This is a genomic window from Jiangella sp. DSM 45060, from assembly GCF_900105175.1.
Taxonomy (GTDB): domain Bacteria; phylum Actinomycetota; class Actinomycetes; order Jiangellales; family Jiangellaceae; genus Jiangella.
Map to the genome: position 1 here is coordinate 2,837,306 of NZ_LT629771.1, position 20,562 is coordinate 2,857,867.

Here is a 20,562-nt window from a genome sequence, read left to right on the forward strand (position 1 = left end):
TCAAGCCAGCAGCAGCGCCGCCAGCGCGCCCAGCAGCATCGGCGGGCCGAACGGCAGGCTCGTCCGCCGGCCCGCCCGCCCCACCGCCAGCAGCGCGATCCCGATCAGCCCGCCGGCCACGAACGCCAGGAACACCCCGCCGGCGACCGTCGACCAGCCCACCCAGCCCAGCAGCAGCCCCAGCGACGCCGACAGCTTCACGTCGCCGAGGCCGAGGTCGGCCGGGCGGAGCAGCGCCAGCAGCAGATAGAAGGCCAGGCACGCGGCGGCCGCCGCCCACGCGCGTCCGTAGGCGCTCCAGTCGCCGGTGAGGGCGGCGGCGACCGTCAGCCACGCGCCGGCCGCGCCGAACGCCGTCAGGGTGAGCCAGTCGGGCAGCAGCTGGGTGCGCAGGTCCACGTACGCCAGGGCGACGCCGAGCAGCCCCACGACGAGGTAGGCCGGCAGGTCCTCGGGCGCGTTCGCGGCGCCGTCGCGGGCGATGGTCAGCAGCGCCCACACCGCCGCCGCCACCACCGCCAGCCAGGCCGCCAGCCGGGGCGCGGCGGCCAGCTCCCGGTACGGCACCGGCGTCGGCGGCCGGCCGCCCTCGATCAGCTCCGGCGAGACGGGCTGGGCCGCGTCGCCGGCCGGCCTCCCGGCGTCGGCGGCGGGGACGGTGACCGGCGGGCGGTCCGGGATGCGGGCGATCAGCCGCGGCAGCAACGCGCCGGCGAGCAGGCCGGCCGCCGCCAGGACGAGCGCGAGGGTCACGCGCGGGCGCCGATCGCCGCGAGCGCCGCCGACCGCAGCACGTCGACCGGCACGTCGGCGCCGGTCATCAGGTGCACCTGGCCGACCGCCTGGTGGACGAGCAGGTCCAGGCCGCTGGCCACCACGCCGCCGGCCGCCTGCCACGCCGCCGCCACCGGCGTCGGCCACGGGTCGTACACGACGTCGAACAGCACCCGGCCGGCCCCACCAGTCGCGCCGAGGGCGGCCGCGACCAGGTCGGGCGCGAGCTCGTCCAGCGCGCCGGACGGCGCCGTCGTCACCGTGGCGCCGGCGCCGGCACAGGCGGGCAGGACGGCCCAGGGCGCGGGCTCGGCCGGGTGGCCCAGCGCGGCCGCCACGGCCAGCGCCGCCTCCGCCCGGGCCGCCGACCGGACGTGCACGTGCACCGGACCGCTCTCCAGGAACGCCAACGCCGCCAGCACGCTCGCCGCCGTCGCGCCGCCGCCCCACAGGCACACGGGAGCGGCCGCGGCAGCCGCCCCGGCGTCGGACCCGGCGGCCGCCCCGGCCTCGCGCAGCGTCGCCACGATGCCCGGCACGTCGGTGTTGTCGGCGTCCCAGCCGCCGTCGTCTCGACGGACCAGGGTGTTCGCCGCCCCGACCGTGGCCGCGACATCGGAGGCCGACGTCGCGAGGTCGAGGCCCACCCGCTTGAGCGGCATGGTCAAGGAAAGACCCCGCCAGCCCGCTCCGAGCGAAGCCACGAACCCGGCGAGGTCACCCTCGCCGACCTCGTGCGCGGTGTACTCCCAGTCCAGCCCGAGGTGCCGGTACGCGGCGCGGTGGATCACCGGCGACAACGAGTGCGCGATCGGCGACCCGAGCACCGCGCAACGCGTCAGCACAGGTCGCTCGCGTCGCAGTACTCCTCCAGCCGCGCCCTGTTCGCCTCGTGGTCCGCAGCGGTGACGGCGAAGGCGGTCTCGCCGGTCTCGAGGTTGACGGCGACGAAGTAGCAGCTGCCGTCGCTGGACGGGTTGAGCGCGGCCGCCAGCGCGGCGTCGCCGGGCGAGGCGATCGGGCCGGGCGGCAGGCCGGACACGAGGTACGTGTTGTACGGCGACTCGCTCTGCCGCTGCTCCGGCGACGTGTACACGGTCGAGTAGTCGTCGAAGGCGTAGTGGACGGTGGAGTCCATCTGCAGCCGCTCCTCCACCACGCCGTTGGCCGCGCAGGCTCCGGCGAGGCGGTTGTAGACGACCTCGGCGACCTTGGGCATGTCCTCCTCGCGGCGCACCTCGCGCTGCACGATGCTGGCGACGGTGACGATCTCGCGCGGCGTGTAGCCGAGCGCGTCGGCGCGGTTGACGAGGTCGACGTCGGTGGCGGTCTGCTCGAAGCGGGCCACCATCGAGGCGACCAGCGACTCGGGCGTCACCTCGCCGCCGAGGTCGTACGACGCCGGGAAGAGGAACCCTTCGGCCTCGCCCTCGGCGTACTCGGGCAGCGTCGCGGCGTCGACGGCGGCCTGCAGCTCCTCGGCGGTGAACCCGGACGCCTCGGCCAGCCGGTCGACGGTCTGGCGGACGCGCAGGCCCTCGGGCAGCGAGACCCGTTCGCCGCCCTGCCCCGCGACCAGTGCGGCGACGGCGTCGGCGGCGGTCATCTCGCTGCGCAGCACGTAGTTGCCGGGCTGGATGCCACGGGACTCGGGGTTGTCGTCGGCGGCGGCGATGAAGGCGTCCTGGCTGGCGACGACGCCGGCGTCGACGAGCGTGGCGCCCATGGCCCGCAGCGTCGCGCCCTCCTGGATCGTGACCGGAACCTCGCCGGTGCCCGGGCCCGGGAAGTCCTCGGCCTCGCCGAACAGGCCGTCGACGCTGTTGAGCACCGCGTTGCCGCCGTAGTAGACGCCGCCCAGGACCGCGCCGATGACGGCCAGCGAGGCCAGCACCGCCACGAACGAACCGAACCGGCTGCGTTTGCGCCTGCGGCGGCGCTGCCGCCGGGGGCGGACGATCTCCTCCTCCGACGTGAACAGGTCACTCATCCGATACCGTCAGCACCTCTCCAGGCGGCCCGCCGGTCGCACGTTCGGCGTCCAGCGCATCTTGCAGGATCACCATCGCCGCGGCCTGGTCGACCGCGGGACGTCCAGCACGCGCCGAGACACCGCTGGCTCGCATCCCACGCGCGGCGACGGTCGTGCTCAGTCGTTCGTCGACCAGTCGCACCGGGCATGGTGCCACATATCGGGCCAAATCGGCACCAAAGGCCCGGGCGTGCGCGGCCGCCGCGTGTTCCTTCCCATCGAGACTACGCGGTAATCCGAGCACGATCTCGATCGCCTCGTACTCGTGCACCAGATCGCGGAGCCGCCGCAGGTCACCCTTCCCGCGGCGGACCGTCTCGACCGGCGTGGCGATCAGCCCGCCGGGGTCGCACGAGGCGACCCCGATGCGGACCGTTCCGACATCGACCCCCAGTCTGACGCCGCGCCGCACTATCGCGTCACGGCTTGGCCGATGGCGTGCTCGACCTGCGTCAACGCCTCACCGACCTTGCTCGCGTCGGTGCCGCCGCCCTGCGCGACGTCGTCCTTGCCGCCACCCCCGCCGCCGAGGGCCTGGGCCGCCACCCGCACCAGCCCGCCGGCCTTGACGCCCCACTCGCGTCCGGGCTCGTTGACGGCGACGACGACGCTGGGCCGCCCACTGTCGCCGACACCGGCCACCGCGACCACCGCGGGCCGCTCGGCGCCGAGCCGGCCGCGGACGTCCAGCGCCAGCGAGCGCAGGTCGTCGGCGGCCGTGCCGTCGGGCGCTGCGTGCGTCACGAGCGACACGCCGTAGACGTCGCGGGCGGACGCGGCCAGCTCGGCCGCGCGGGCGCCCAGCTGCGACGAGCGGGCCTTCGCCAGCTCCTTCTCGGCGTCGCGGACCTGCGCGACGAGCCGCTCGACCCGCTCGGGCAGCTGGTCGGGCTGCACCTTGAGGAGGTCGGCCAGCTGGCTGACCAGCGTGCGCTCCTTCGCCAGGTGCCGGAAGCCCTCGATGCCGACGAACGCCTCGACCCGGCGCGAGCCCGCGCCGACCGAGCTCTCGCCGGTCAGCGTGATCAGCCCGACCTGCGACGAGTGCGCGACGTGCGTGCCGCCGCACAGCTCGCGCGACCACGCGCCGCCCATCTCGACGACGCGCACCTCTTCGTCGTACGTCTCGCCGAACAGCGCCAGCGCGCCGAGCTCGCGGGCCCGCTCGAGCGGCATGTACGTGGCCGAGACGGAGTGGTCGCGGCGGACCGCGAGGTTGGCGACCTCCTCGACCTCGCTGCGGGTCTGCGCGCCCAGCGCCTGCCCCCACGCGAAGTCGAGCCGCAGGTAGCCGGGCTTGTTGTACGACCCGCTCTGCAGCGCCTGCGGGCCGAGCACCTGGCGCAGCGCGGCGTGGACGATGTGCGTGCCGGAGTGCGCCTGGCAGGCGCCGACACGCCACTCGTGGTCGACCTTCGCGTGGACGTCCTGGCCGCTGATGACCTCGCCCTTGAGCACCTTCACCCGGTGCACGACGAGGCCCTTGACCGGCCGCTGGACGTCGAGCACCTCGAGCTCGAAGCCGTCGCCGGTGATGACGCCGGCGTCGCTGTCCTGGCCGCCGGACTCGGCGTAGAACGGGGTCTGCTCGAGCACGACCTCGAGCGTCTCGCCCTCGCTGGCGCCCGGCACGGCGACGCCGTCCATCAGCAGGCCGCGGACCTTGCTGTCGGTCTCGAGCTCCTGGTAGCCGGTGAACGGCGTCGGGCCGGCGTCGCGCAGCTCGCGGTACGCGCTGGTGTCGGCCCCGCCGGTCTTCTTCGCCTTGGCGTCGGCCCGGGCCCGCTCGCGCTGCTCGGTCATCAACCGGCGGAAGTGCGCCTCGTCGACCTTCAGGCCCTGTTCCGACGCCATCTCGAGGGTGAGGTCGATCGGGAAGCCGTAGGTGTCGTGCAGCTTGAACGCGGTGTCGCCGGGCAGCGCGAACTCGCCGGCCCGCTTGGTCTCGTCGGCGGCGAGGTCGAAGATCTGCGTGCCGGTCTGCAGCGTGCGCCGGAACGCCTCCTCCTCGGCGTAGGCGACGGAGGAGATGCGGTCGAAGTCGGCCTCGAGCTCCGGGTAGGCCGCCTTCATGCAGTCCTTCGCGACCGGCAGCAGCTCAGGGATGCTGGTGCCGTCGACGCCGAGCAGCCGCATGGCCCGCACCGACCGGCGCAGCAGCCGGCGCAGCACGTAGCCGCGGCCCTCGTTCGACGGCGTGACGCCGTCGCCGATGAGCATGAGCGAGCTGCGGACGTGGTCGGCGACGACCCGCATGCGGACGTCGTCGTCGTGGTCGGCGCCGTAGCGCTTGCCGGAGAGGTCCGCCGCGCGCTGCAGCGTCGGGCGGACCTGGTCGATCTCGTACATGTTGTCGACGCCCTGCAGGAGGTACGCGACGCGCTCGAGGCCCATGCCGGTGTCGATGTTCTTCGACGGGAGGTCGCCGACGACGGTGAAGTCGTCCTTCGCCTTCACGTCGGTGATCTGCTCCTGCATGAAGACCAGGTTCCAGATCTCCAGGAAGCGATCCTCGTCGACCACCGGGCCGCCGTCGGGGCCGTGCTCCGAGCCGCGGTCGACGTAGATCTCGCTGCACGGGCCCCCCGGGCCGGGCTGGCCGGTGTGCCAGTAGTTGTCGAGCAGGCCGCGGCGCTGGATGCGCTCGTCGGGCAGGCCCGCGACCTTCTTCCACAGCTCGGCGGCTTCGTCGTCGTCGTGGTAGACGGTGACCCAGATGCGGTCCTCGGCGAAGCCGTAGCCGCCGTCGTCGCGGGACTTCGTGATGAGGTCCCAGGCGTACCCGATGGCGCCTTCCTTGAAGTAGTCGCCGAACGAGAAGTTGCCGTTCATCTGGAAGAACGTGCCGTGCCGGGTGGTCTTGCCGACCTCGTCGATGTCGCCGGTGCGGATGCACTTCTGCACGCTGGTGGCGCGCTGCCACGGCGGCGTCTGCTGCCCGGTGAGGTACGGGATGAACGGCACCATGCCCGCCACCGTGAACAGCAGCGACGGGTCGGGCGAGATCAGCGAGGCGCTGGGGACGACGGCGTGCCCGTTCTGCTCGAAGTGGTCGAGGAACCGGCGCCGGATCTCGGCGGTCTCCATGGTCAGAACGTGCCTCTCGAGTGCGGGTGGAACAGGTCGTCGACGGCGTCGGGGTCGGCGACGCCCTGCGTGCCGGTGCCGTCGGGCGCGATGCCCAGCGCGTAGCGCAGCTCGGCGTCGCGCTCGGCCATGCCGGCGCGGACCTCGTCGGTGAACTCGCGGACGGCGTCGCCGAGGGTGCGCAGCCCGCCGGCGACGCGGTCGGCCGCGCCCTCGGGCGTGAGGCTCTCGGCCGCCTTGGTGAGCCGGCGGACCACGAGCACCCCGGCGGTGGCGCCGAGCGCGATCCAGAACAGCTTGCCCATCACCGGCTCCCGAACCGCCGGCGGCGGCCGGTGCCGGCGGCCGCGCCGTCGCGGCGGGCGGCGATGGCCCGGCGCACGCCGTACGTGAACGCGGCCGTGCGCACCAGCGGGCCGCCCAGCGTGGCCGCGAACAGCGACGACATGGCGGCGACGTTGGTGGTGACCGTCTGCGCGTTCGACGTGATGGCGTCGATGCGCTGAAGCTGCGCGTTCGTGGAGGCGAGCAGCTCGTTGGTCTCGTCGACCGTGGTGGCCGTCTTCGCGACGTGCTCCTGGCGCAGGTCGCGCACGACGAGGGTGAACTCGTCGACGGTGCGGCCCAGCTTGAGTATCGGCACGGCGAGAAAACCGACCAGCGCCACCAGAGCAGCGGCGGCCAGCAACCCGGCGACTTCGCCTACGGACATGGGTGGAGCTGCCTCTCTTCGGATGGTCGTCTCAAGCGTCTGACCCTACCGCGCCGGACCACCCGGTGCGGTCACGACCGGGAGACGGCCGCGGGGCGGGCCGCGGGTGCTCGCCCGAGCGTCGGCAGCATGTCCATGTCCTCCAGGGTAGGCGACCTCAGTGCAGCCCGGCCAACGCTTTGTCCAGCGCCTTCGCCCGCGCCTGCGGCGTGCGGGTCTTCATCAGCGCGAGCAGGATCGCGTACCGGCCGGTCTTCGTCAGCGCGTCGAACGCGGCCGCTTTGGCCGGGTCCGCCGCCAGGGCAGCGGCGAGGTCGTCCGGGACGGTGGCGGTGGCCTGCGACGCGTACGCCGCCGCCCACCGTCCGTCCGCCTTGGCCGCCTCGACCTCGGCCAGCCCGCCGGGACGCATCCGGCCGGCCGCCGTCAGCTCCTCGACCAGCGCGACGTTGACCGCGGACCACGGGCTGCCCTTGCGCCGCGGCGAGTAGCGCTGCAGGAAGTGCTGGTCGTCGCCGCGGCGGCGGACGCTGTCGATCCAGCCGTGGCACAGCGCCACCTCGAGCGCCGCCCGGATCGTCAGGCCGGGCGCGCCCTTGCGCGCGATGCGCAGGACGACGCCGTCGCTGGTGTCGTGGTGCGCGGCCAGCCAGGCGTCCCAGCCGGCCGCGTCCACGAACGTGAGCGCGTCGCTCACGCGCCCGCCCCGTCCGCCATGGCCTTCCAGTGCGGGTTGTACATGAGGCCGAGCAGGTTGCCGAACGGGTCGGCGACGGTGGCGTTGGCGAAGCCCTCGGACCGGTCCGTGCGCGGCTGGTAGACCGTGGCGCCCAGGTCGACCAGCCTGGAGAGCGTGCCGTCGAGGTCGTCGACGTGCCAGTTCATCACCGCGCCGCCTGGGGTCTGCGGTGTGGTCGGGTCGGCCGGCGACCGCCACGCGCGATTGATGACGCCGAACTCGTCCTGGTGGTCGCCGATGCGCCACTCGTAGTAGCCGACCATCCCCGACGCCGGGTCGACGGCCTCGAAGTACGGCTCCACGCCGAGCACCTCGGTGTACCACTCGCGGGCCGCCGCCATGTCGTCGGCGTAGAAGTTCAGGGTGCAGAAGCCGCGCAGTTCGATGCTCATCGATCTTCTCCGTCGTTCTCGTCCGGTTGGTGAGAACGACGTTACGGCGGGTTGTGGAACGTACGGTTCCTCAATCCGTGCCAGACTCGGATTCATGTTGGAGACGTCGGTACGGCTGCTGCGGCTGTTGTCGTTGCTGCAGGTCAGGCGGGAGTGGTCGGGTTCTGAGCTGGCGACGCGGCTGGAGGTGACCACGCGCACCGTCCGCAACGACATCGAGCGGCTGCGCATCATGGGCTACGAGGTCGAGTCGTTCACCGGCCCGGCCGGCGGCTACCGCCTCGGCGCCGGGTCGTCGCTGCCGCCGCTGCTGCTGGACGACGACGAGGCGGTCGCGGTGGCGCTGGGGCTGCGGGCGGCCGCCGCCGGCTCGATCACCGGCATCGAGGAGACGTCGCTGCGGGCGCTGGCCAAGCTGGAGCGCACCCTGCCGTCGCGGCTGCGGCACCGCGTCGACGCCCTGCGTTCCGCGACGGCCTCCGCCGCCGGCGTCGGCTCTCCCGTCGACGCGGACGTGCTGACGGCGGTCGCGGCGGCGGTACACGGGCACGAGCAGCTGCGGTTCGACTACTCGGGCCACGACGGAGCCTCGTCCGTGCGGCGGACCGAGCCGCACCAGCTCGTCTACACCGGCCGCCGCTGGTACCTGCTCGCCTGGGACCTCGACCGCGACGACTGGCGCACCTTCCGCGCCGACCGCGTGCGGCCGCGCGTTCCGACCGGGCCGCGCTTCACGCCGCGCCCGCCACCGGGCGGCGACGCGGTGGCGCACGTCCTTCACGGCGTGGGGTCGCGGGCGTACCGCGAGCAGGCCCGCGTGCGGCTGGACGCGCCCATCGAGGTGGTTCGCGACAAGATCACCGCCATGGGCGGCCTCGTCACCGAACTGCCCGACGGCAGCTGCCTCCTCCAGACCGGCGGCGACTCCTGGCACGACCTCGCCGGCTATCTCGGCAGCCTCGGCGTGCCGTTCGAGGTGCTGGACCCGCCGGAACTGCGCGACCACCTGCGGTCACTGGCCGAGCGCTACCTCGCCGCCGCGGGTTGATCTGCTGCCTTCTGGCGCCTGCGCCCGGGCTCGTCTCCCCCGGCCGGTCGCCGCGGCCGAGCCCACCTCCGCCCACCATGTCCCGGGCCGCGCGCGCCGCCGGCTGACCGTGCGCCCTCCCCCGGCGGCGTCGTCGCCTGCTCGTTCTCCCGTCCATGTCACAGGCGGCGGGGCTGTCTTGTCTCGGGTGGCGAAGGCAGCAGTCGCGTCGGGAGGGTGATGGGCATGCGGGTGTTCTCCAACGCCAGGGCCGGGCGGGAGCCGGCATGAGCAGGGCCGAGGAGTTCGAGGAGCTGCGGCCGCTGCTGTTCTCGATCGCCTACCGGATCACCGGCAGCGTGGCCGAGGCCGAGGACGCGGTGCAGGAGACCTGGCTGCGCTGGGAGACCGCGTCCGCCCACCCCGCGTCGGCCAAGGCGTTCCTGTCGGCCGTGGTCACCCGGCTGTCGATCAACGTGCTGCGCTCGGCCCGCGTGCGGCGCGAGGTGTACGTCGGGCCGTGGTTCCCCGAGCCGCTGCTGGCCGACCCCTACGCCGACCCCGAGCGCTCGGCCGAGCTGGCCGACTCGGTGTCGATGGCGGCGCTGTTGCTGCTGGAGCGCCTGTCCCCACTGGAACGCGCGGTGTTCGTGCTGCGGGAGGTGTTCGGGTTCGGCTTCGGCGAGATCGCCTCGACGGTCGGGCGCTCCGAGGCGGCGTGCCGTCAGCTGGTGGTGCGGGCGCGTCGGCACATGAAGGAGGGCCGGCCCCGGTTCGAGGCCGACCGGCGCGAGCGCGAGGCCCTGGCGGTGCGGTTCTTCGCCGCCTTCACCGACGGGGACGTCGATCGGCTGCGGGAGCTGCTCGCCGCCGACGTGCGGCTGGTCGCGGACAGCGGCGGCAAGGGCCCGCGCTGGGCCGGCGGCTTCTTCGGCGCCGACCGCGTGGCCCGGCTGCTGGCCGCGCTGCTCCCGCCGTTCGTCCGCATCGGCGGCGTCGTGGAACCGCGCCAGGTCAACGGCCAGCCGGGCGCGATCTTCCGCGACCGCGACGGCAACGTCATCAACACCTGGACGCTCGACGTCCTCGACGGGCGGATCCAGGCGATCCGCACGGTCAGCAACCCCGACAAGCTCGGGCACGTGGGCCCCGTCGGCGACGGCTGGGCCGTCCTGCGCGAGACGCAGCAGGCCCGGCGAGCGCGCTGACCGCACTGACAGCACTGACCGCGCCAGCCGCGAGCCGCGCCGCGGCCCGTCGCCGACGGCGTCATCACCGGAAAGGACAGCTCATGCGCATCACCGTCGTCGGAGCCAACGGCCCCACCGGCCGCCTGCTCACCGGCCAGGCACTCGCCGCCGGGCACCAGGTCGCGGCGGTCACCCGGCGGCCGGACGCGTTCCCGCTGCATCATGACCGGCTCGAGGTGGTCGGCGCCGACGTGCTCGACCCCGAGGCCGTCGACGCGGCCGTCGCGGATCGGGACGCGGTGCTGTCGGTGCTCGGCGTGCCCGCCGGCAAGGAACCGATCAGCACCTACTCGCGCGGGACCGCCAACCTCGTCGCCGCGATGACACGGCATCGAGTGCGTCGCCTGGCCGTGGTCAGTTCGGTGGGCGTCGACCCGCACCGCTACTCCGACGGCGGGTTCCTGTTCAACCGGGTGCTCCTCCCCTACGTGACGCGGGTGGTGGCCAGGACGCAGTACGACGACATGCGGCGGATGGAGGCGCTGGTGCGCGACAGCGGCCTGGACTGGACGATCGTGCGCCCGAGTGGGCTCTACCACCTGCCGTCGGTCACCGACTACACCGTGGTCGAGGGGCACGCCGACGGCAGGTTCACCGCCCGCGTGGACCTCGCCGCCAGCCTGCTGGCCCTCCTGGACGACGACCGCCACTTCCGCCGCACCGTCAGCGTCATCACCACCGCCGACAACCCCACGCTGCTCCAGTGGATCCGCCGCGAGGCGCTCGCCAAGAACTGAGCGGACCCGCCCTCACCCGGCTTGGACGCCGCCATGAGGACGGCGGGCGCGGCGTCCCGCGCGGCGTCAGCAGCGCAGGGTCAGGGTGGCGACGCAGCCGACGCCTCCGCCGGCGGAGGTGAGGGTGACGTCGCCGCCGTGCGCGAGGGCGATCTGACGGGCGATCGGCAGGCCGAGGCCGGTGCCCGGGCCGTCGCGGCCGTGCCAGAACGGCTCGAAGACGTGCGGGAGGTCGGCCTCGGGGATGCCGGGACCGTGGTCGGTGACGACGACGGCCAGCTCGGGGCCGCGCCGCTCGGCCGCGACCGAGACCACCGAGCCGGACGGGGCGTGGCGGACGGCGTTGTCGACGAGGTTGGCGACCGCCCGGCGCACCGTGGCGTCGTCGACCGCGCCGACCAACGTCTGCGGCGCCGTGACCACCACCGACACCCCGCGCTGCGCCGCCAGCACGCGGGCGTCGTCGGCGACGGCGCGGGCCAGGGCGGCGACGTCGGCCGGGTGGCGGTCGACCGTGCGGGCCCGGCCCCGGGCGTCGACCAGCAGCTCGTCGACGACCGCGCGCAGCCGGGTGGCGGCCCGCCCGGAGCGCTCGAGCCCCTCGCGGTACACCTCGAGCGTCGGCCGCGGATGCGCGAGCAGCACCTCGGCGTTGGTGGCCAGCACCGACAACGGGATGCGCAGTTCGTGGCTGGTCTCCTCGATCAGCCGCCGCTGGGCGTCGGCCGCGTGCTGGAGCCGCTCGTACATGTGCTCGTAGCGCCGCACCGCCCGCCCGGCCCACCACCACGACAGCCACGCCGCGGCCGGGGCGAGCGCCAGCGCCGTGGCGGTGGTCCACGGTGGCCACGTGATGGACGAGTCGGTGGTGATCACGACGCCGTTGACCACCTCGGTGGAGGTGTCGTACTCGGTGGCGATGGTGACGGCGAACAGCAGCAGCACCGGCATGTAGATGGCGAGGAACCCGGCCGCCGCCAGCCGCGCCCGCAGCGACCACCACGGCCGGCTGACGACGCCCTCGCCGGCGCGCCGCCGCCACGGCCGGCTCACGACGCCGCCCGCAGGACGTAGCCGACGCCGGTGACGGTGTCGATGAGGGGTGGGTCGCCGAGCTTGCGCCGCAGCCGGCTGAGGATGACCCGCACCGACGTGGTGAACGGGTCGGCGTTGACGTCCCAGACGTGCTCGAGCAGCTGCTCGGCGGACAACACCTCGCCGGGATGGTGCATGAAGTAGCGCAGCAGCGAGAACTCACGCGACGTGAGCCGCAGGTCGGCGTCGCCGCGCCAGGCCCGGTGCGCCGCGAGGTCGAGGCCGAGATCGCCGCACCGCAGCATGGCGCCGGTGTCGTCGGAGCGGCGGCCCAGCGCCCGGACCCGCGCCACCAGCTCGGCGAAGTGGAACGGCTTGACGAGGTAGTCGTCGGCGCCGCCGTCGAGCCCGGCGACGCGGTCGGCGACGGCGTCGCGGGCGGTCAGCACCAGCGTGCGCCGCGGCCGCCGCAGGACGGGGTCGGCGCCGAGGCGGCGCAGCAGCTCGAGCCCGTCGCCGTCGGGCAGGCCGAGGTCGAGGCAGACGACGTCGTAGCCGGTGGTGGTCAGCAACTCCTCCGCCGCGGCCGCGGTGCCGGCGTGGTCGACGGCGTACGACTCGTTGCGCAGCCCCAGCGCCACGACGTCGGCGAGGTCGGTGTCGTCCTCGACCAGCAGGATGCGCATGGTCAGCCTCGCCTCGCCGTGACGTCGCCCACCGTGACGGTGTCGTCGCCGAAGGTCATGGTGATGTCGGGGCCCGCGCCCGCCGGGTCGGACGGCCGGAACCCGCGGCCGTCGGGGGCCAACGAGACCGACGGCGGATCGGCGCCGACCTCGACGCCCTCGACCCCGCCATCGTCGTTCAGCGCGTACCAGGCCAGCAGTGGTGCTCCCCCGGTGTCGAGCGTGACGTACGTGCGCAACTCGCCGTCGGCGAGGACGGTGCCGGCCGGCTCGAACCCGCCGACGGGACCGAAGTCGTCGGAGAGCGCGGCGAGCTCTTCGCGGCCGGCTTCGGTGCGGCCGGCCAGCAGCGCCTCGACCGCGCGCTCGTGCTCGCGGACCGCGTCGGGGTCGGCCGGCGGGAACAGCGCTCGGACGGCGTCGGCCCCGCGCGCGGCGATGCGCAGGCCGTCGTCGTCGCTCACCAGGAACGCACCTCCAGTGTCGAGCCGGTAGTCGCCGACGATAGCCGCGGCGACGCCTGGATCGACGGCGCCGCCCGGGACGTCGGGCGCCGGGACGGGCTCGCCCGCCGCCAGCGCCGGGCCGATGGCCTCGACCAGCTCCTCGGCGGTGACCTCGGGGCCGTTGGACGCGACCGCCAGCACCCTCTCGCCGTTGGGGATCCAGACCACCATGGCCTCGTGGCCGACGTCGCCGCCGCCGCCGGCCGAGGCCAGGAACGGCACGCCGAACGCCGACGCGTCGTGGGCCACCCAGCCCGGCGTCTCGGACGCGCCGTCGCCGAGGTCGACCTGCGGCGTGGCGATGGTCCGCGCCGCCTCGGCCGACACGACGCCTCCGGTGAACAGCGACCACGTCCAGGCGGCGAGGTCGGGCATGGTCATGGCCAGCGCGCCGTTGCCGTCGAGCGCCCAGTGCGGTCCGGCGAAGTCGCCGGCCGCGCCGGTGCTGCCGTCGTCGAGGTACCCGACGGCGCGGTCGCCGCGCGCCGCCGGCGAGCCGTCCCAGAACCCCGCCGACGGGAGGCCGCGCAGGATGCGGGTGGCCGCGTGCTCGCGGTAGCTCCCGGTGACCTCCTCGACGACCAGCGCCAGCAGCGTGTAGCCGGCGTTGGTGTACAGATAGTCGGTGCCGGGCGGGAAGGCCGGCCGCATGGCGGCGATGGCCGCCAGCGCGTCGTCGCGGCTCAGCGGCTGGTGGTCGGCGCCCGGCGAGCCGTTCAGCCCGCTGGTGTGCACCAGCAGCTGCCGCAGCGTGGCGTCGGCGGCCGGGCCGCGCAGCTCCGGCAGGTGGTCGCCCACGCGGTCGTCGAGCGTCAGCCGGCCGTCGTCGGCGAGGTCGAGGACGGCGGCCGCGGTGAACGCCTTGGTGACCGACCCGATGGCGAACACGGTGGCGGCGGTGTTGGGGCGGCCGGCCGCGCGGTCGGCGCTGCCGTAGCCGGCCTCGCACACCGGCTCGCCGGCCGCGGTGATGGAGACCGCGCCGCTGAACCCGGCCTCGGCCCACGCGTCGAGCGCGGCGTCGAGCTGCGGGTCGCACCCCGACGGCGGCGACGACCCGGCCGACGACCCGGCGGGCGACTCGGCGTCGGACGTGCAGGCGGCGAGGAGCACCGCGGCGGCCACGGTGACACCCATGAGCGATCTGGTCATGTGGCGACCGTAGGAACCCGGCCGCGAACAGGATGTGAACGGAAAGCCGTCAGGACTCCAGGAAGTCCCGGATGGCGGCGACCACCACGGGCAGGTCGGCGGCGTCCGGGAGGTGGTAGGCGCCGTCCAGCGGGACCAGTTGCGCGTGCGGGAGCGCGGTGGCCAGCTGGCGGGCGCCGGCGAAGGGCACCACGCGGTCGCCGGTGTAGTGCAGGACCAGCGAGGGCGCGCTGACCTCGGACAGCAGCGAGGAGACGTCGATGTCGTAGACGGCGTCCAGGTAGCCGGCCGCCACCTCGCGAGGTGCCGAGTCGCGCAGGACCTGGGCGAGGTGGAAGGCGGCGGCGTCGGAGGCGCCCGGGCGGTACAGGTCGGCCATCAGGCGGGACCCGAGGCCCCAGTGGGTGCGGACCAGGTCGACCAGCGTGCGGTTGAGATCGGTGTGGGTGAACGCGGACGGTCCGCTGGCGTAGGTGCCGAGGAAGATCAGGCGGTCGACCAGATCCGGGTGGCGGGCGGCGCAGGCGATGGCCACCGGGCCCGCCTGGGACATGGCCAGCAGGCTCGCCCGGCCGCCGGTCCGGCGAATCACGGCGGCCAGTTCGGTGATGCTGCCCTCCAGCCCGTAGTCGCCGGGGACGCCGGCGCGGGACAGGCCCGTGCCGTACCGGTCGTACAGGGTCAGGCTGGTGTGCCCGGCCAGGCGCTGCAGGAGGGAGGAGCGCGGGTCGCGGCCGGAGGCGATCACCTCGATGCTGGAGACCCAGGCGGGCAGCGCGATCAGGGGCGGGCCGGCGCCGATCCGGGCGTACGCGATGGTGCGGTCGCCGGCGGAGGTGTAGCTGGCCCGTAGGCCGGCGAGCGGTGGCGGCTGCGCGACAGCGCCGGGCACCTCATGGCGGAGGATCTCCCGCTCCAGCCGCTGTAGCGGTTCGGACGGCTCCAGGCCGAGCTCGTCTGCCAGCTCCCGCTTGTAGGTCTGATAGCTCTGCAGGGCGTCGGCGTGGCGGCCGAGGTCGTACAACGCGCGCATCAGCAGCGCGCGGCCGCGTTCCCGCAGCGGGTGCTCGGCCACAAACGGCTCGAGGGACGGGAGCGTCTCGGCCGGCCGGTCGCATTCCAGCAACGCGGCGGCTCTCGCCTCGACCGCCGTCAGCCGCGCCTCGGTCAGCCGGATCGCCGCCAGCCTGGCCACGTCGGTGTCGGCGAACTCGGCGAAGGCCGGGCCGCGCCACAGCCCGAGCGCGTCGTCGAGCAGGCCGACGGCCGCGGCCGGCGCCGCCTGCCGCGCGTGGTCCAGCAGGCTCTCGAACCGGACGGCGTCGATCTCCGCCTGGTCCGGGCGCAGTGCGTAGCCGGGAGGACGGGTGGCCAGCACGTCCGGGCCGAGCATCCGGCGCAGCCTCGAGACCAGGCTGTGCAGCGCGCCCGCCGGATCGTCGGGTTGCGCGTCGCCCCACAGCAGCTCGGCCAGCCGGTCGGCCGAGACGACCTCACCGGCACGAGCCAGCAGCGCGGCCAGCAGGGCGCGCTGACGGTGGCTGAGCGGAAGCGGCTCGTCCGCGTCGATCGCCTCGACCGACCCGAGCACCCAGAACTTCATGCGGCGCGTCCCTGGCAGCTGGCTGTGATGCGCCGATGTTCCCATGCGGCGACCGTCGCTAGCGAGTGGCCGTGCCCGCGATCTGGGGGTTGATCGGCAGGAACGCCGACCGCATGCGGTAGCGCTGGACGTCGACGGAGCTGAAGCCGGCGGCGCGGATCGTGTGCTCGGTGTCGCGACGGACGTCGCAGCCCTCGAAGCACCAGCGCCACGGCCGGACGGTCAGCCGTTGCAGCCGCCCGTAGCCGCCGCCGGCCCGGACGTGCTCGACGAACAGCAGCCGCCCACCCGGCCGCAGCACCCGCCATGCCTCCTCGACGGCCGCGACCGGATCGGGCACCGTGCACAGCACCAGGGTGCTCACTACGGCGTCCACGCCGGCGTCGGGCAACGCCATCCGTTCGGCGGTCGCGGTGCGCAGCTCCAGCTCGATGCGGTGGCGGCGGGCGGCGGCCCGGAGCGGGCCGTGCATGTGGACGTTCGGCTCGATGGCCACGAGCCGGGTGCCGGGCCGGTAGTAGCGGAAATTGGCGCCGGTGCCGGGGCCGATCTCGACGATCTGTTCGGGCAGGTCCGCGAACAGGGCCCGCTTCCGCTCGCCGAGGAGCAGGTGGGCGTAGCGGTCGGCGGCGCACAGCGTGGCGGCGTTCAGACGGCCCCGGATCGGGTTGCTGACGCGGTGTCTCACCCTCGCCTCACTCATGCCGCCGCTCCCGCGGTCCCGATACCGGCGGCGAACTCCCCGATCAGGGCGTTCACCTCGCCGGGCCGGGTCACCTGCGGGCAGTGGCCCGCGCCCGGCAGCGGGGTGACGACGGCGTCCAGCGCCGCGGCGAGCGCGGCCGACCATGCGGGCGGCACCACGGCGTCCCGGTCGCCGTGGAGCACGAGGACCGGGCAGGTGATCCGCCCCGCCAAGGCGCGCAGCCCGGCGGCCTGGCCGGAGGCGGACCGGCCGGCGCGTGCGGTGATGCCGGCCGCGAGCACCTCGGGCGTGGTGTCCAGCGCCATCCTGACGCCGTCCGCCCGGGTCTCGGCCGTGGCCTCCTCACCCAGAGCCGTGTCGACGAACCACCGTGCGAAGCCGGGGTAGTCACGCCGCCAGGCCTGCCGGTTGTAGCGGGCCCACCCGTCATCGCCCGCCGGCTCCTCGTCGAAGGTCGCGATGGCCCGTGCCAGCGGCGCGTCGTGGTCACCGGTGAGATCGACCGTTGCGGAGATCAGCACCAGCCCCGCCACGCGGTCCGGATGGAGCGCGGCGACCAGGTAGGCGACCAGCCCGCCGAGGGAGTTGCCGACGAGCACGGCCCGGCCGGCTCCGGCCGCGTCCAGCACCGCGAGCGCGTCGGCCACGAGTTCCCCGACCTGATAGCGCTCCGGTTCGAGCGGCCGGTCCGACCGGCCGCTGCCCCTGGCGTCGAAGGACAGGCAGCGAAATCGGTCGCCCAGCCCGTCGCGCTGGGCCGCCCACAGCCCGCTGCCAGTGATCATCCAGGCCGGCAGCAGGAGCAACGTGGGCGCGCCCTCCCCCACCTGCTCGTACGCGATCCCCACCCCGTCGCGGTCCACCCGGCCCCGCTCTCGTCGCAGCATCATGCGACCACGGTCCCCGGCCCGCCTGTCGCGCGACTGTCATCCGGCTGGCCGCCGGCTGCCGTAGGCTGGCTGACCGTGACGCGCATCGGACTGGTCGGGACCGAGAGCAGCCACGTCGACCACTTCCTCCGCCTGCTCAACGCCGAGCGGCGTCACGGCGACGCCCGGGTGGTGGCGCTGTCGGGCGGCGACTCCGAGCGCAACCGCGCTCTCGCGGCGGCGGGGGACGTCGAGACGGTCGTCGACGGCCCGGGCGACCTCGCCGGCCTCGTCGACGCGGTGCTGATCTGCTCGCGCGACGGCCGGGCGCACCGGGCCGAGGCGGTGCCGCTGATCGAGGCCGGGCTGCCGGTGTTCGTCGACAAGCCGCTGGCGGCGTCGGAGGCCGACGCGAGAGCGATCGTCGACGCGGCCCGGACGCACGGCGTGCCGCTCTACGAGGGCTCGGCGCTGCGGTTCGTCCCGGCGCTCGCCGGTCTGCGGGGCGGGCGGCCGCTCGCCGTCCACGTCAGTGGCCCCGCCGACCCCGCCGGGCCGTACGGCGGCCTCTACTACTACGGCGTCCACCTCGCCGAGGCCGCGGCCGAGCTGCTCGGCGAGCAGGGCGACGCCGGCGGCGTCGACGTGCGCACCGGCGACGGCGTCGTCACGGCGCTCACCACCATCGGCGCCACCCACGTCACGCTGACCTTCGTCGCCGACACGGCAGCGCCGTTCCACGCCACCATCGTGCGCGCCGACGGCAGCACGGCCCGCGAGCTGGCGCTGCCGTCCGACTACCTGGCCCCGGTGCTGGACCGCTTCATGACCGTCGCCGAGAAGGGCGCGCCCCCGTCGGACGACGAGGCGGCGGCCATGGTGGCGCCGGTGGCGCTGCTCGACGCCGTGACGGCGCAACTGCCCTGAGCGGCCCTCACGAGCCGCGGACGATGCGGCGCAGCTTGGCGTAGCGCTCGGCGTAGTCGCGCTCGGCGCCGCGGGTGCCCGGCTGGTAGTACTGCTTGTCGGCGACGGCGTCGGGCGCGTACTGCTGCTCGACGACGCCGCGGGGGTCGTCGTGGGCGTAGGCGTAGGCCGTGCCGTGGCCGAGCTTCTTCGACCCGGCGTAGTGGGAGTCGCGCAGGTGCGGCGGGACCGGCCCGGCCAGCCCGGCGCGGACGTCGGCGACGGCGGCGCCGATGGCGGTGACCACGCTGTTCGACTTCGGCGCCAGCGCCAGCGCGATGACCACCTGGGCCAGCGTGATCTGTGCCTCCGGCCAGCCGATCAGCTGGACGGCCTGGGCGCCGGCGACGGCGGTCTGCAGCGCCGTGGGGTCGGCCATGCCGATGTCCTCGCTGGCCAGGATGACCAGCCGGCGGGCCAGGAACTTCGGGTCCTCGCCGGCCTCGGCCATGCGGGCGAGGTAGTGCAGGCCGGCGTCGACGTCGCTGCCGCGGATGGCCTTGATCATGGCGCTGGTGACGTCGTAGTGCTGGTCGCCGTCGCGGTCGTAGCGGACGGCGGCGCGGTCGACCGCCTTCTCGGCGACGTCGAGGGTGATGACTCCGTCGACGGCTCCCCCGGCGGCCGCCTCGAGGTACGTCAGGGCGCGGCGGGCGTCGCCGCCGGCGAGGCGGAGCAGGTGGTCGTGGGCGTCGTCGTCGATGGTGACGGCGCCGTCGAGCCCGCGCTCCTCGGCCAGCGCCCGGCGCATGACCTCGCGGATGGCGTCGTCGTCGAGCGGCTCCAGCGTGAGCAGCAGCGACCGCGACAGCAGCGGGCTGATCAGCGCGAAGTAGGGGTTCTCGGTGGTCGCCGCGACCAGCGACACCCACCGGTTCTCGACCCCCGGCAGCAGGGCGTCCTGCTGCGTCTTGGAGAAGCGGTGCACCTCGTCGACGAACAGGACGGTGCCGGCGCCGGTGCGCACGAGCTCCTTGCGGGCGGTGTCGATGACGGCGCGGACGTCCTTCACCCCGGCCGTGACGGCGGACAGCTCGACGAACCGGCGCTGGGTGGCCCGGCTGACGACGTAGGCCAGGGTGGTCTTGCCGGTGCCGGGCGGCCCCCAGAGCACCAGCGCCATGGGCTGGTCGTCCTCGACCAGCCGGCGCAGCGGCGTGCCCGGCCCGAGCAGGTGCTGCTGCCCGACGATCTCGTCGAGCGTGCGCGGGCGCATGCGCACCGCCAGCGGCTTGCCGGCGATGTCGTCGTCGGCGCCGGACAGCGACCCCACGGGCACCGACGGCGCGGCGCCGCCGAACAGACCTTCCTGCTCCATGTCGTCGAGCCTAGCCACGGACCTGGTCGCGGCACTGCCGCACGACCCGGACCACTTCGTCGCGCTCGGTGTCGTCGAGCTCGGCCGGGCGGTGCGGGTCGACGGCGAACTCGGCCGGGATGATGCCCTCGTCGGCGGCCAGCCACAGCATGCGCTGGACGTAGCCCTCGTACGGCGGCCGGAACGTCACCCGGGCCACCTCGTCGACGATCGCGGACACCTCCAGGAACCGGGCCGCGGCGTCGCGCGCCGACGTGTGCACGGCCGCCGCGAACGTGTCGACCGCGGCGACGGTGATCTGCACCGCGGCCGCCGCCAGCCCGACCAGCGCGCCCTCGGCGCCCCACATCAGCGACGCGCCGAACATGCGGTCCTCGCCGCTGAGCACCAGCAGGCCGCGGGACCGGGCGGCGGCGATGGTCTCCTGGCAGGCGATGGCGTCGTGCAGCCGGGCCGGCTTGAACGCGCAGACCTCGGGGAGGTCCAGCACCCGGCCCAGCGTCTCGAGCGGGTGCGGCCGGGTGTAGAGGTCGAACGCCACCAGCGGCAGCCCGGACGCGTCGGCCACCGCCCGGTGGTGGGCGACGACGGCGTCCGGCTCGGTCTCGTCGGGCGGGAACACCAGCAGCGCGTCGGCACCGGCCGGGCCGGCCGCCGCCGCCCACTCGAGGTCGTGCTCGCGCCCCTCGGCGCTGCCGCCGACGCCGGCCAGCACCGGAACGCCCTGGGTGGCGGCGCGGCGGACCAGCTCGGCCTTGGTGGCGACGGTCAGGTGGTCGCCACGCCCGGTGTGCGCGGCGACGGCCAGCCCACCGGCGCCGCCGCGCACCAACTGCCCGAAGTACGCCTCGCAGACCTCCGGGTCGGTGCTGCCGTCGGCCCGCATCGGCGTCGCCGCCGCGGCCACCAGGGACCACCGCAGCCGTCCGGTCAGCTCAGCAGCACCTCGCGTGTTGGCCACCGATGCAGAC

Annotated in this window: 21 protein-coding genes; 4 read left to right on the forward strand and 17 right to left on the reverse strand. The window is 74.6% G+C overall.

The features are described 5' to 3' along the window. The 9 genes from BLU82_RS12795 to BLU82_RS12835 all read right to left on the reverse strand — a co-directional run bounded on the left by BLU82_RS12795 (window position 1) and on the right by BLU82_RS12835 (window position 7,736). On the reverse strand, window positions 1-753 hold the full coding sequence (locus tag BLU82_RS12795) for an A24 family peptidase (protein ID WP_092620584.1): 753 nt from the start codon (window positions 751-753) through the stop codon (window positions 1-3). Beyond that, window positions 750-1,619 carry a shikimate dehydrogenase gene (locus BLU82_RS12800; protein ID WP_092620586.1) on the reverse strand — a complete coding sequence of 290 codons (870 nt, stop codon included), beginning with the start codon at window positions 1,617-1,619 and terminating at the stop codon, window positions 750-752. The genes BLU82_RS12795 and BLU82_RS12800 overlap by 4 nt, the downstream gene beginning before the upstream one ends. Beyond that, the gene (gene mltG, locus BLU82_RS12805) at window positions 1,613-2,764 is read right to left on the reverse strand and encodes an endolytic transglycosylase MltG (RefSeq protein WP_092620589.1); all 1,152 of its coding nucleotides are present in this window, start codon (window positions 2,762-2,764) and stop codon (window positions 1,613-1,615) included. Before mltG ends, BLU82_RS12800 begins: the two co-directional genes overlap by 7 nt. Continuing rightward, the gene (gene ruvX, locus BLU82_RS12810; protein WP_092620592.1) at window positions 2,757-3,218 is read right to left on the reverse strand and encodes a Holliday junction resolvase RuvX; all 462 of its coding nucleotides are present in this window, start codon (window positions 3,216-3,218) and stop codon (window positions 2,757-2,759) included. Before ruvX ends, mltG begins: the two co-directional genes overlap by 8 nt. Further along, window positions 3,218-5,893 (reverse strand): alanine--tRNA ligase, encoded by a 2,676-nt coding sequence (alaS, locus tag BLU82_RS12815; protein WP_092620595.1) that lies wholly within the window; start codon window positions 5,891-5,893, stop codon window positions 3,218-3,220. The genes ruvX and alaS overlap by 1 nt, the downstream gene beginning before the upstream one ends. Before the next feature lie 2 nt (window positions 5,894-5,895). Then, entirely contained in the window at window positions 5,896-6,198 is a 303-nt protein-coding gene (locus BLU82_RS12820; protein WP_069111934.1) for a DUF6167 family protein, read from the reverse strand. Then, the gene (locus BLU82_RS12825) at window positions 6,198-6,605 is read right to left on the reverse strand and encodes a DUF948 domain-containing protein (protein WP_092620598.1); all 408 of its coding nucleotides are present in this window, start codon (window positions 6,603-6,605) and stop codon (window positions 6,198-6,200) included. The genes BLU82_RS12820 and BLU82_RS12825 overlap by 1 nt, the downstream gene beginning before the upstream one ends. Before the next feature lie 157 nt (window positions 6,606-6,762). After that, entirely contained in the window at window positions 6,763-7,302 is a 540-nt protein-coding gene (locus tag BLU82_RS12830; RefSeq protein WP_092620601.1) for a YdeI family protein, read from the reverse strand. Next, window positions 7,299-7,736, reverse strand: a complete 438-nt coding sequence (locus tag BLU82_RS12835) for a VOC family protein (protein ID WP_092620604.1) — start codon at window positions 7,734-7,736, stop codon at window positions 7,299-7,301. Before BLU82_RS12835 ends, BLU82_RS12830 begins: the two co-directional genes overlap by 4 nt. 94 nt (window positions 7,737-7,830) lie before the next feature. On the opposite strand from BLU82_RS12835, the gene BLU82_RS12840 reads away from it, so the two are divergent. The 3 genes from BLU82_RS12840 (at window position 7,831) to BLU82_RS12850 (ending at window position 10,750) form a co-directional block, all read left to right on the forward strand. After that, entirely contained in the window at window positions 7,831-8,784 is a 954-nt protein-coding gene (locus BLU82_RS12840) for a YafY family protein (protein WP_092620607.1), read from the forward strand. Between the two features lie 266 nt (window positions 8,785-9,050). Further along, entirely contained in the window at window positions 9,051-9,971 is a 921-nt protein-coding gene (locus BLU82_RS12845; RefSeq protein ID WP_092620610.1) for an RNA polymerase sigma-70 factor, read from the forward strand. Between the two features lie 83 nt (window positions 9,972-10,054). Further along, window positions 10,055-10,750, forward strand: a complete 696-nt coding sequence (locus BLU82_RS12850; RefSeq protein WP_092620613.1) for an NAD(P)-dependent oxidoreductase — start codon at window positions 10,055-10,057, stop codon at window positions 10,748-10,750. A 66-nt stretch (window positions 10,751-10,816) separates the two neighbouring features. Here the strand turns inward: BLU82_RS12850 and BLU82_RS12855 are convergent, their stop codons facing one another. From BLU82_RS12855 to BLU82_RS12880, 6 genes are read right to left on the reverse strand one after another with little or no spacing between them, the layout of a single operon-like run. After that, complete coding sequence (locus BLU82_RS12855) at window positions 10,817-11,803, reverse strand: sensor histidine kinase KdpD (RefSeq protein ID WP_092620616.1); 987 nt, start codon at window positions 11,801-11,803, stop codon at window positions 10,817-10,819. Beyond that, complete coding sequence (locus BLU82_RS12860; protein WP_092620619.1) at window positions 11,800-12,471, reverse strand: response regulator transcription factor; 672 nt, start codon at window positions 12,469-12,471, stop codon at window positions 11,800-11,802. Before BLU82_RS12860 ends, BLU82_RS12855 begins: the two co-directional genes overlap by 4 nt. A 2-nt stretch (window positions 12,472-12,473) precedes the next feature. Beyond that, window positions 12,474-14,129, reverse strand: a complete 1,656-nt coding sequence (locus BLU82_RS12865) for a serine hydrolase (RefSeq protein ID WP_092620622.1) — start codon at window positions 14,127-14,129, stop codon at window positions 12,474-12,476. A 49-nt stretch (window positions 14,130-14,178) separates the two neighbouring features. Continuing rightward, the gene (locus tag BLU82_RS12870) at window positions 14,179-15,732 is read right to left on the reverse strand and encodes an alpha/beta fold hydrolase (protein ID WP_172885591.1); all 1,554 of its coding nucleotides are present in this window, start codon (window positions 15,730-15,732) and stop codon (window positions 14,179-14,181) included. 58 nt (window positions 15,733-15,790) lie between these two features. Continuing rightward, window positions 15,791-16,435 carry a class I SAM-dependent methyltransferase gene (locus BLU82_RS12875; protein ID WP_092620628.1) on the reverse strand — a complete coding sequence of 215 codons (645 nt, stop codon included), beginning with the start codon at window positions 16,433-16,435 and terminating at the stop codon, window positions 15,791-15,793. Continuing rightward, window positions 16,432-17,328 (reverse strand): alpha/beta fold hydrolase, encoded by an 897-nt coding sequence (locus BLU82_RS12880; protein ID WP_092625763.1) that lies wholly within the window; start codon window positions 17,326-17,328, stop codon window positions 16,432-16,434. Before BLU82_RS12880 ends, BLU82_RS12875 begins: the two co-directional genes overlap by 4 nt. 75 nt (window positions 17,329-17,403) lie before the next feature. Between BLU82_RS12880 and BLU82_RS34140 the strand changes: the two genes are divergently transcribed. Further along, a complete protein-coding gene (locus tag BLU82_RS34140) occupies window positions 17,404-18,234 on the forward strand; it encodes a Gfo/Idh/MocA family protein (RefSeq protein ID WP_157740869.1) in 831 nt (276 codons plus the stop codon). Between the two features lie 7 nt (window positions 18,235-18,241). Here BLU82_RS34140 and BLU82_RS12890 read toward each other — a convergent pair whose 3' ends face one another. Together BLU82_RS12890 and BLU82_RS12895 are read right to left on the reverse strand one after the other, a co-directional pair. Beyond that, window positions 18,242-19,489, reverse strand: coding sequence for a replication-associated recombination protein A (locus BLU82_RS12890; protein ID WP_370246319.1), 1,248 nt, complete (start codon window positions 19,487-19,489; stop codon window positions 18,242-18,244). A 112-nt stretch (window positions 19,490-19,601) separates the two neighbouring features. After that, on the reverse strand, window positions 19,602-20,552 hold the full coding sequence (locus tag BLU82_RS12895) for a dihydrodipicolinate synthase family protein (protein WP_157740871.1): 951 nt from the start codon (window positions 20,550-20,552) through the stop codon (window positions 19,602-19,604). Window positions 20,553-20,562 lie beyond the last annotated feature (10 nt).

What these genes read in the sequence shown, in the direction of transcription:
- BLU82_RS12820 (WP_069111934.1), bottom strand. Translation starts at nt 6,198, where the DNA reads ATGGGCAAGCTGTTCTGGATCGCGCTCGGCGCCACCGCCGGGGTGCTC.
- BLU82_RS12880 (WP_092625763.1), bottom strand. Translation starts at nt 17,328, where the DNA reads ATGATGCTGCGACGAGAGCGGGGCCGGGTGGACCGCGACGGGGTGGGG.
- mltG (WP_092620589.1), bottom strand. Translation starts at nt 2,764, where the DNA reads ATGAGTGACCTGTTCACGTCGGAGGAGGAGATCGTCCGCCCCCGGCGG.
- BLU82_RS12875 (WP_092620628.1), bottom strand. Translation starts at nt 16,435, where the DNA reads ATGAGTGAGGCGAGGGTGAGACACCGCGTCAGCAACCCGATCCGGGGC.
- BLU82_RS12870 (WP_172885591.1), bottom strand. Translation starts at nt 15,732, where the DNA reads ATGAAGTTCTGGGTGCTCGGGTCGGTCGAGGCGATCGACGCGGACGAG.
- BLU82_RS12860 (WP_092620619.1), bottom strand. Translation starts at nt 12,471, where the DNA reads ATGCGCATCCTGCTGGTCGAGGACGACACCGACCTCGCCGACGTCGTG.
- BLU82_RS12825 (WP_092620598.1), bottom strand. Translation starts at nt 6,605, where the DNA reads ATGTCCGTAGGCGAAGTCGCCGGGTTGCTGGCCGCCGCTGCTCTGGTG.
- BLU82_RS12840 (WP_092620607.1), top strand. Translation starts at nt 7,831, where the DNA reads ATGTTGGAGACGTCGGTACGGCTGCTGCGGCTGTTGTCGTTGCTGCAG.
- BLU82_RS12865 (WP_092620622.1), bottom strand. Translation starts at nt 14,129, where the DNA reads ATGACCAGATCGCTCATGGGTGTCACCGTGGCCGCCGCGGTGCTCCTC.
- BLU82_RS12835 (WP_092620604.1), bottom strand. Translation starts at nt 7,736, where the DNA reads ATGAGCATCGAACTGCGCGGCTTCTGCACCCTGAACTTCTACGCCGAC.
- BLU82_RS12890 (WP_370246319.1), bottom strand. Translation starts at nt 19,489, where the DNA reads ATGCGCCCGCGCACGCTCGACGAGATCGTCGGGCAGCAGCACCTGCTC.
- BLU82_RS12850 (WP_092620613.1), top strand. Translation starts at nt 10,055, where the DNA reads ATGCGCATCACCGTCGTCGGAGCCAACGGCCCCACCGGCCGCCTGCTC.
- alaS (WP_092620595.1), bottom strand. Translation starts at nt 5,893, where the DNA reads ATGGAGACCGCCGAGATCCGGCGCCGGTTCCTCGACCACTTCGAGCAG.
- BLU82_RS12845 (WP_092620610.1), top strand. Translation starts at nt 9,051, where the DNA reads ATGAGCAGGGCCGAGGAGTTCGAGGAGCTGCGGCCGCTGCTGTTCTCG.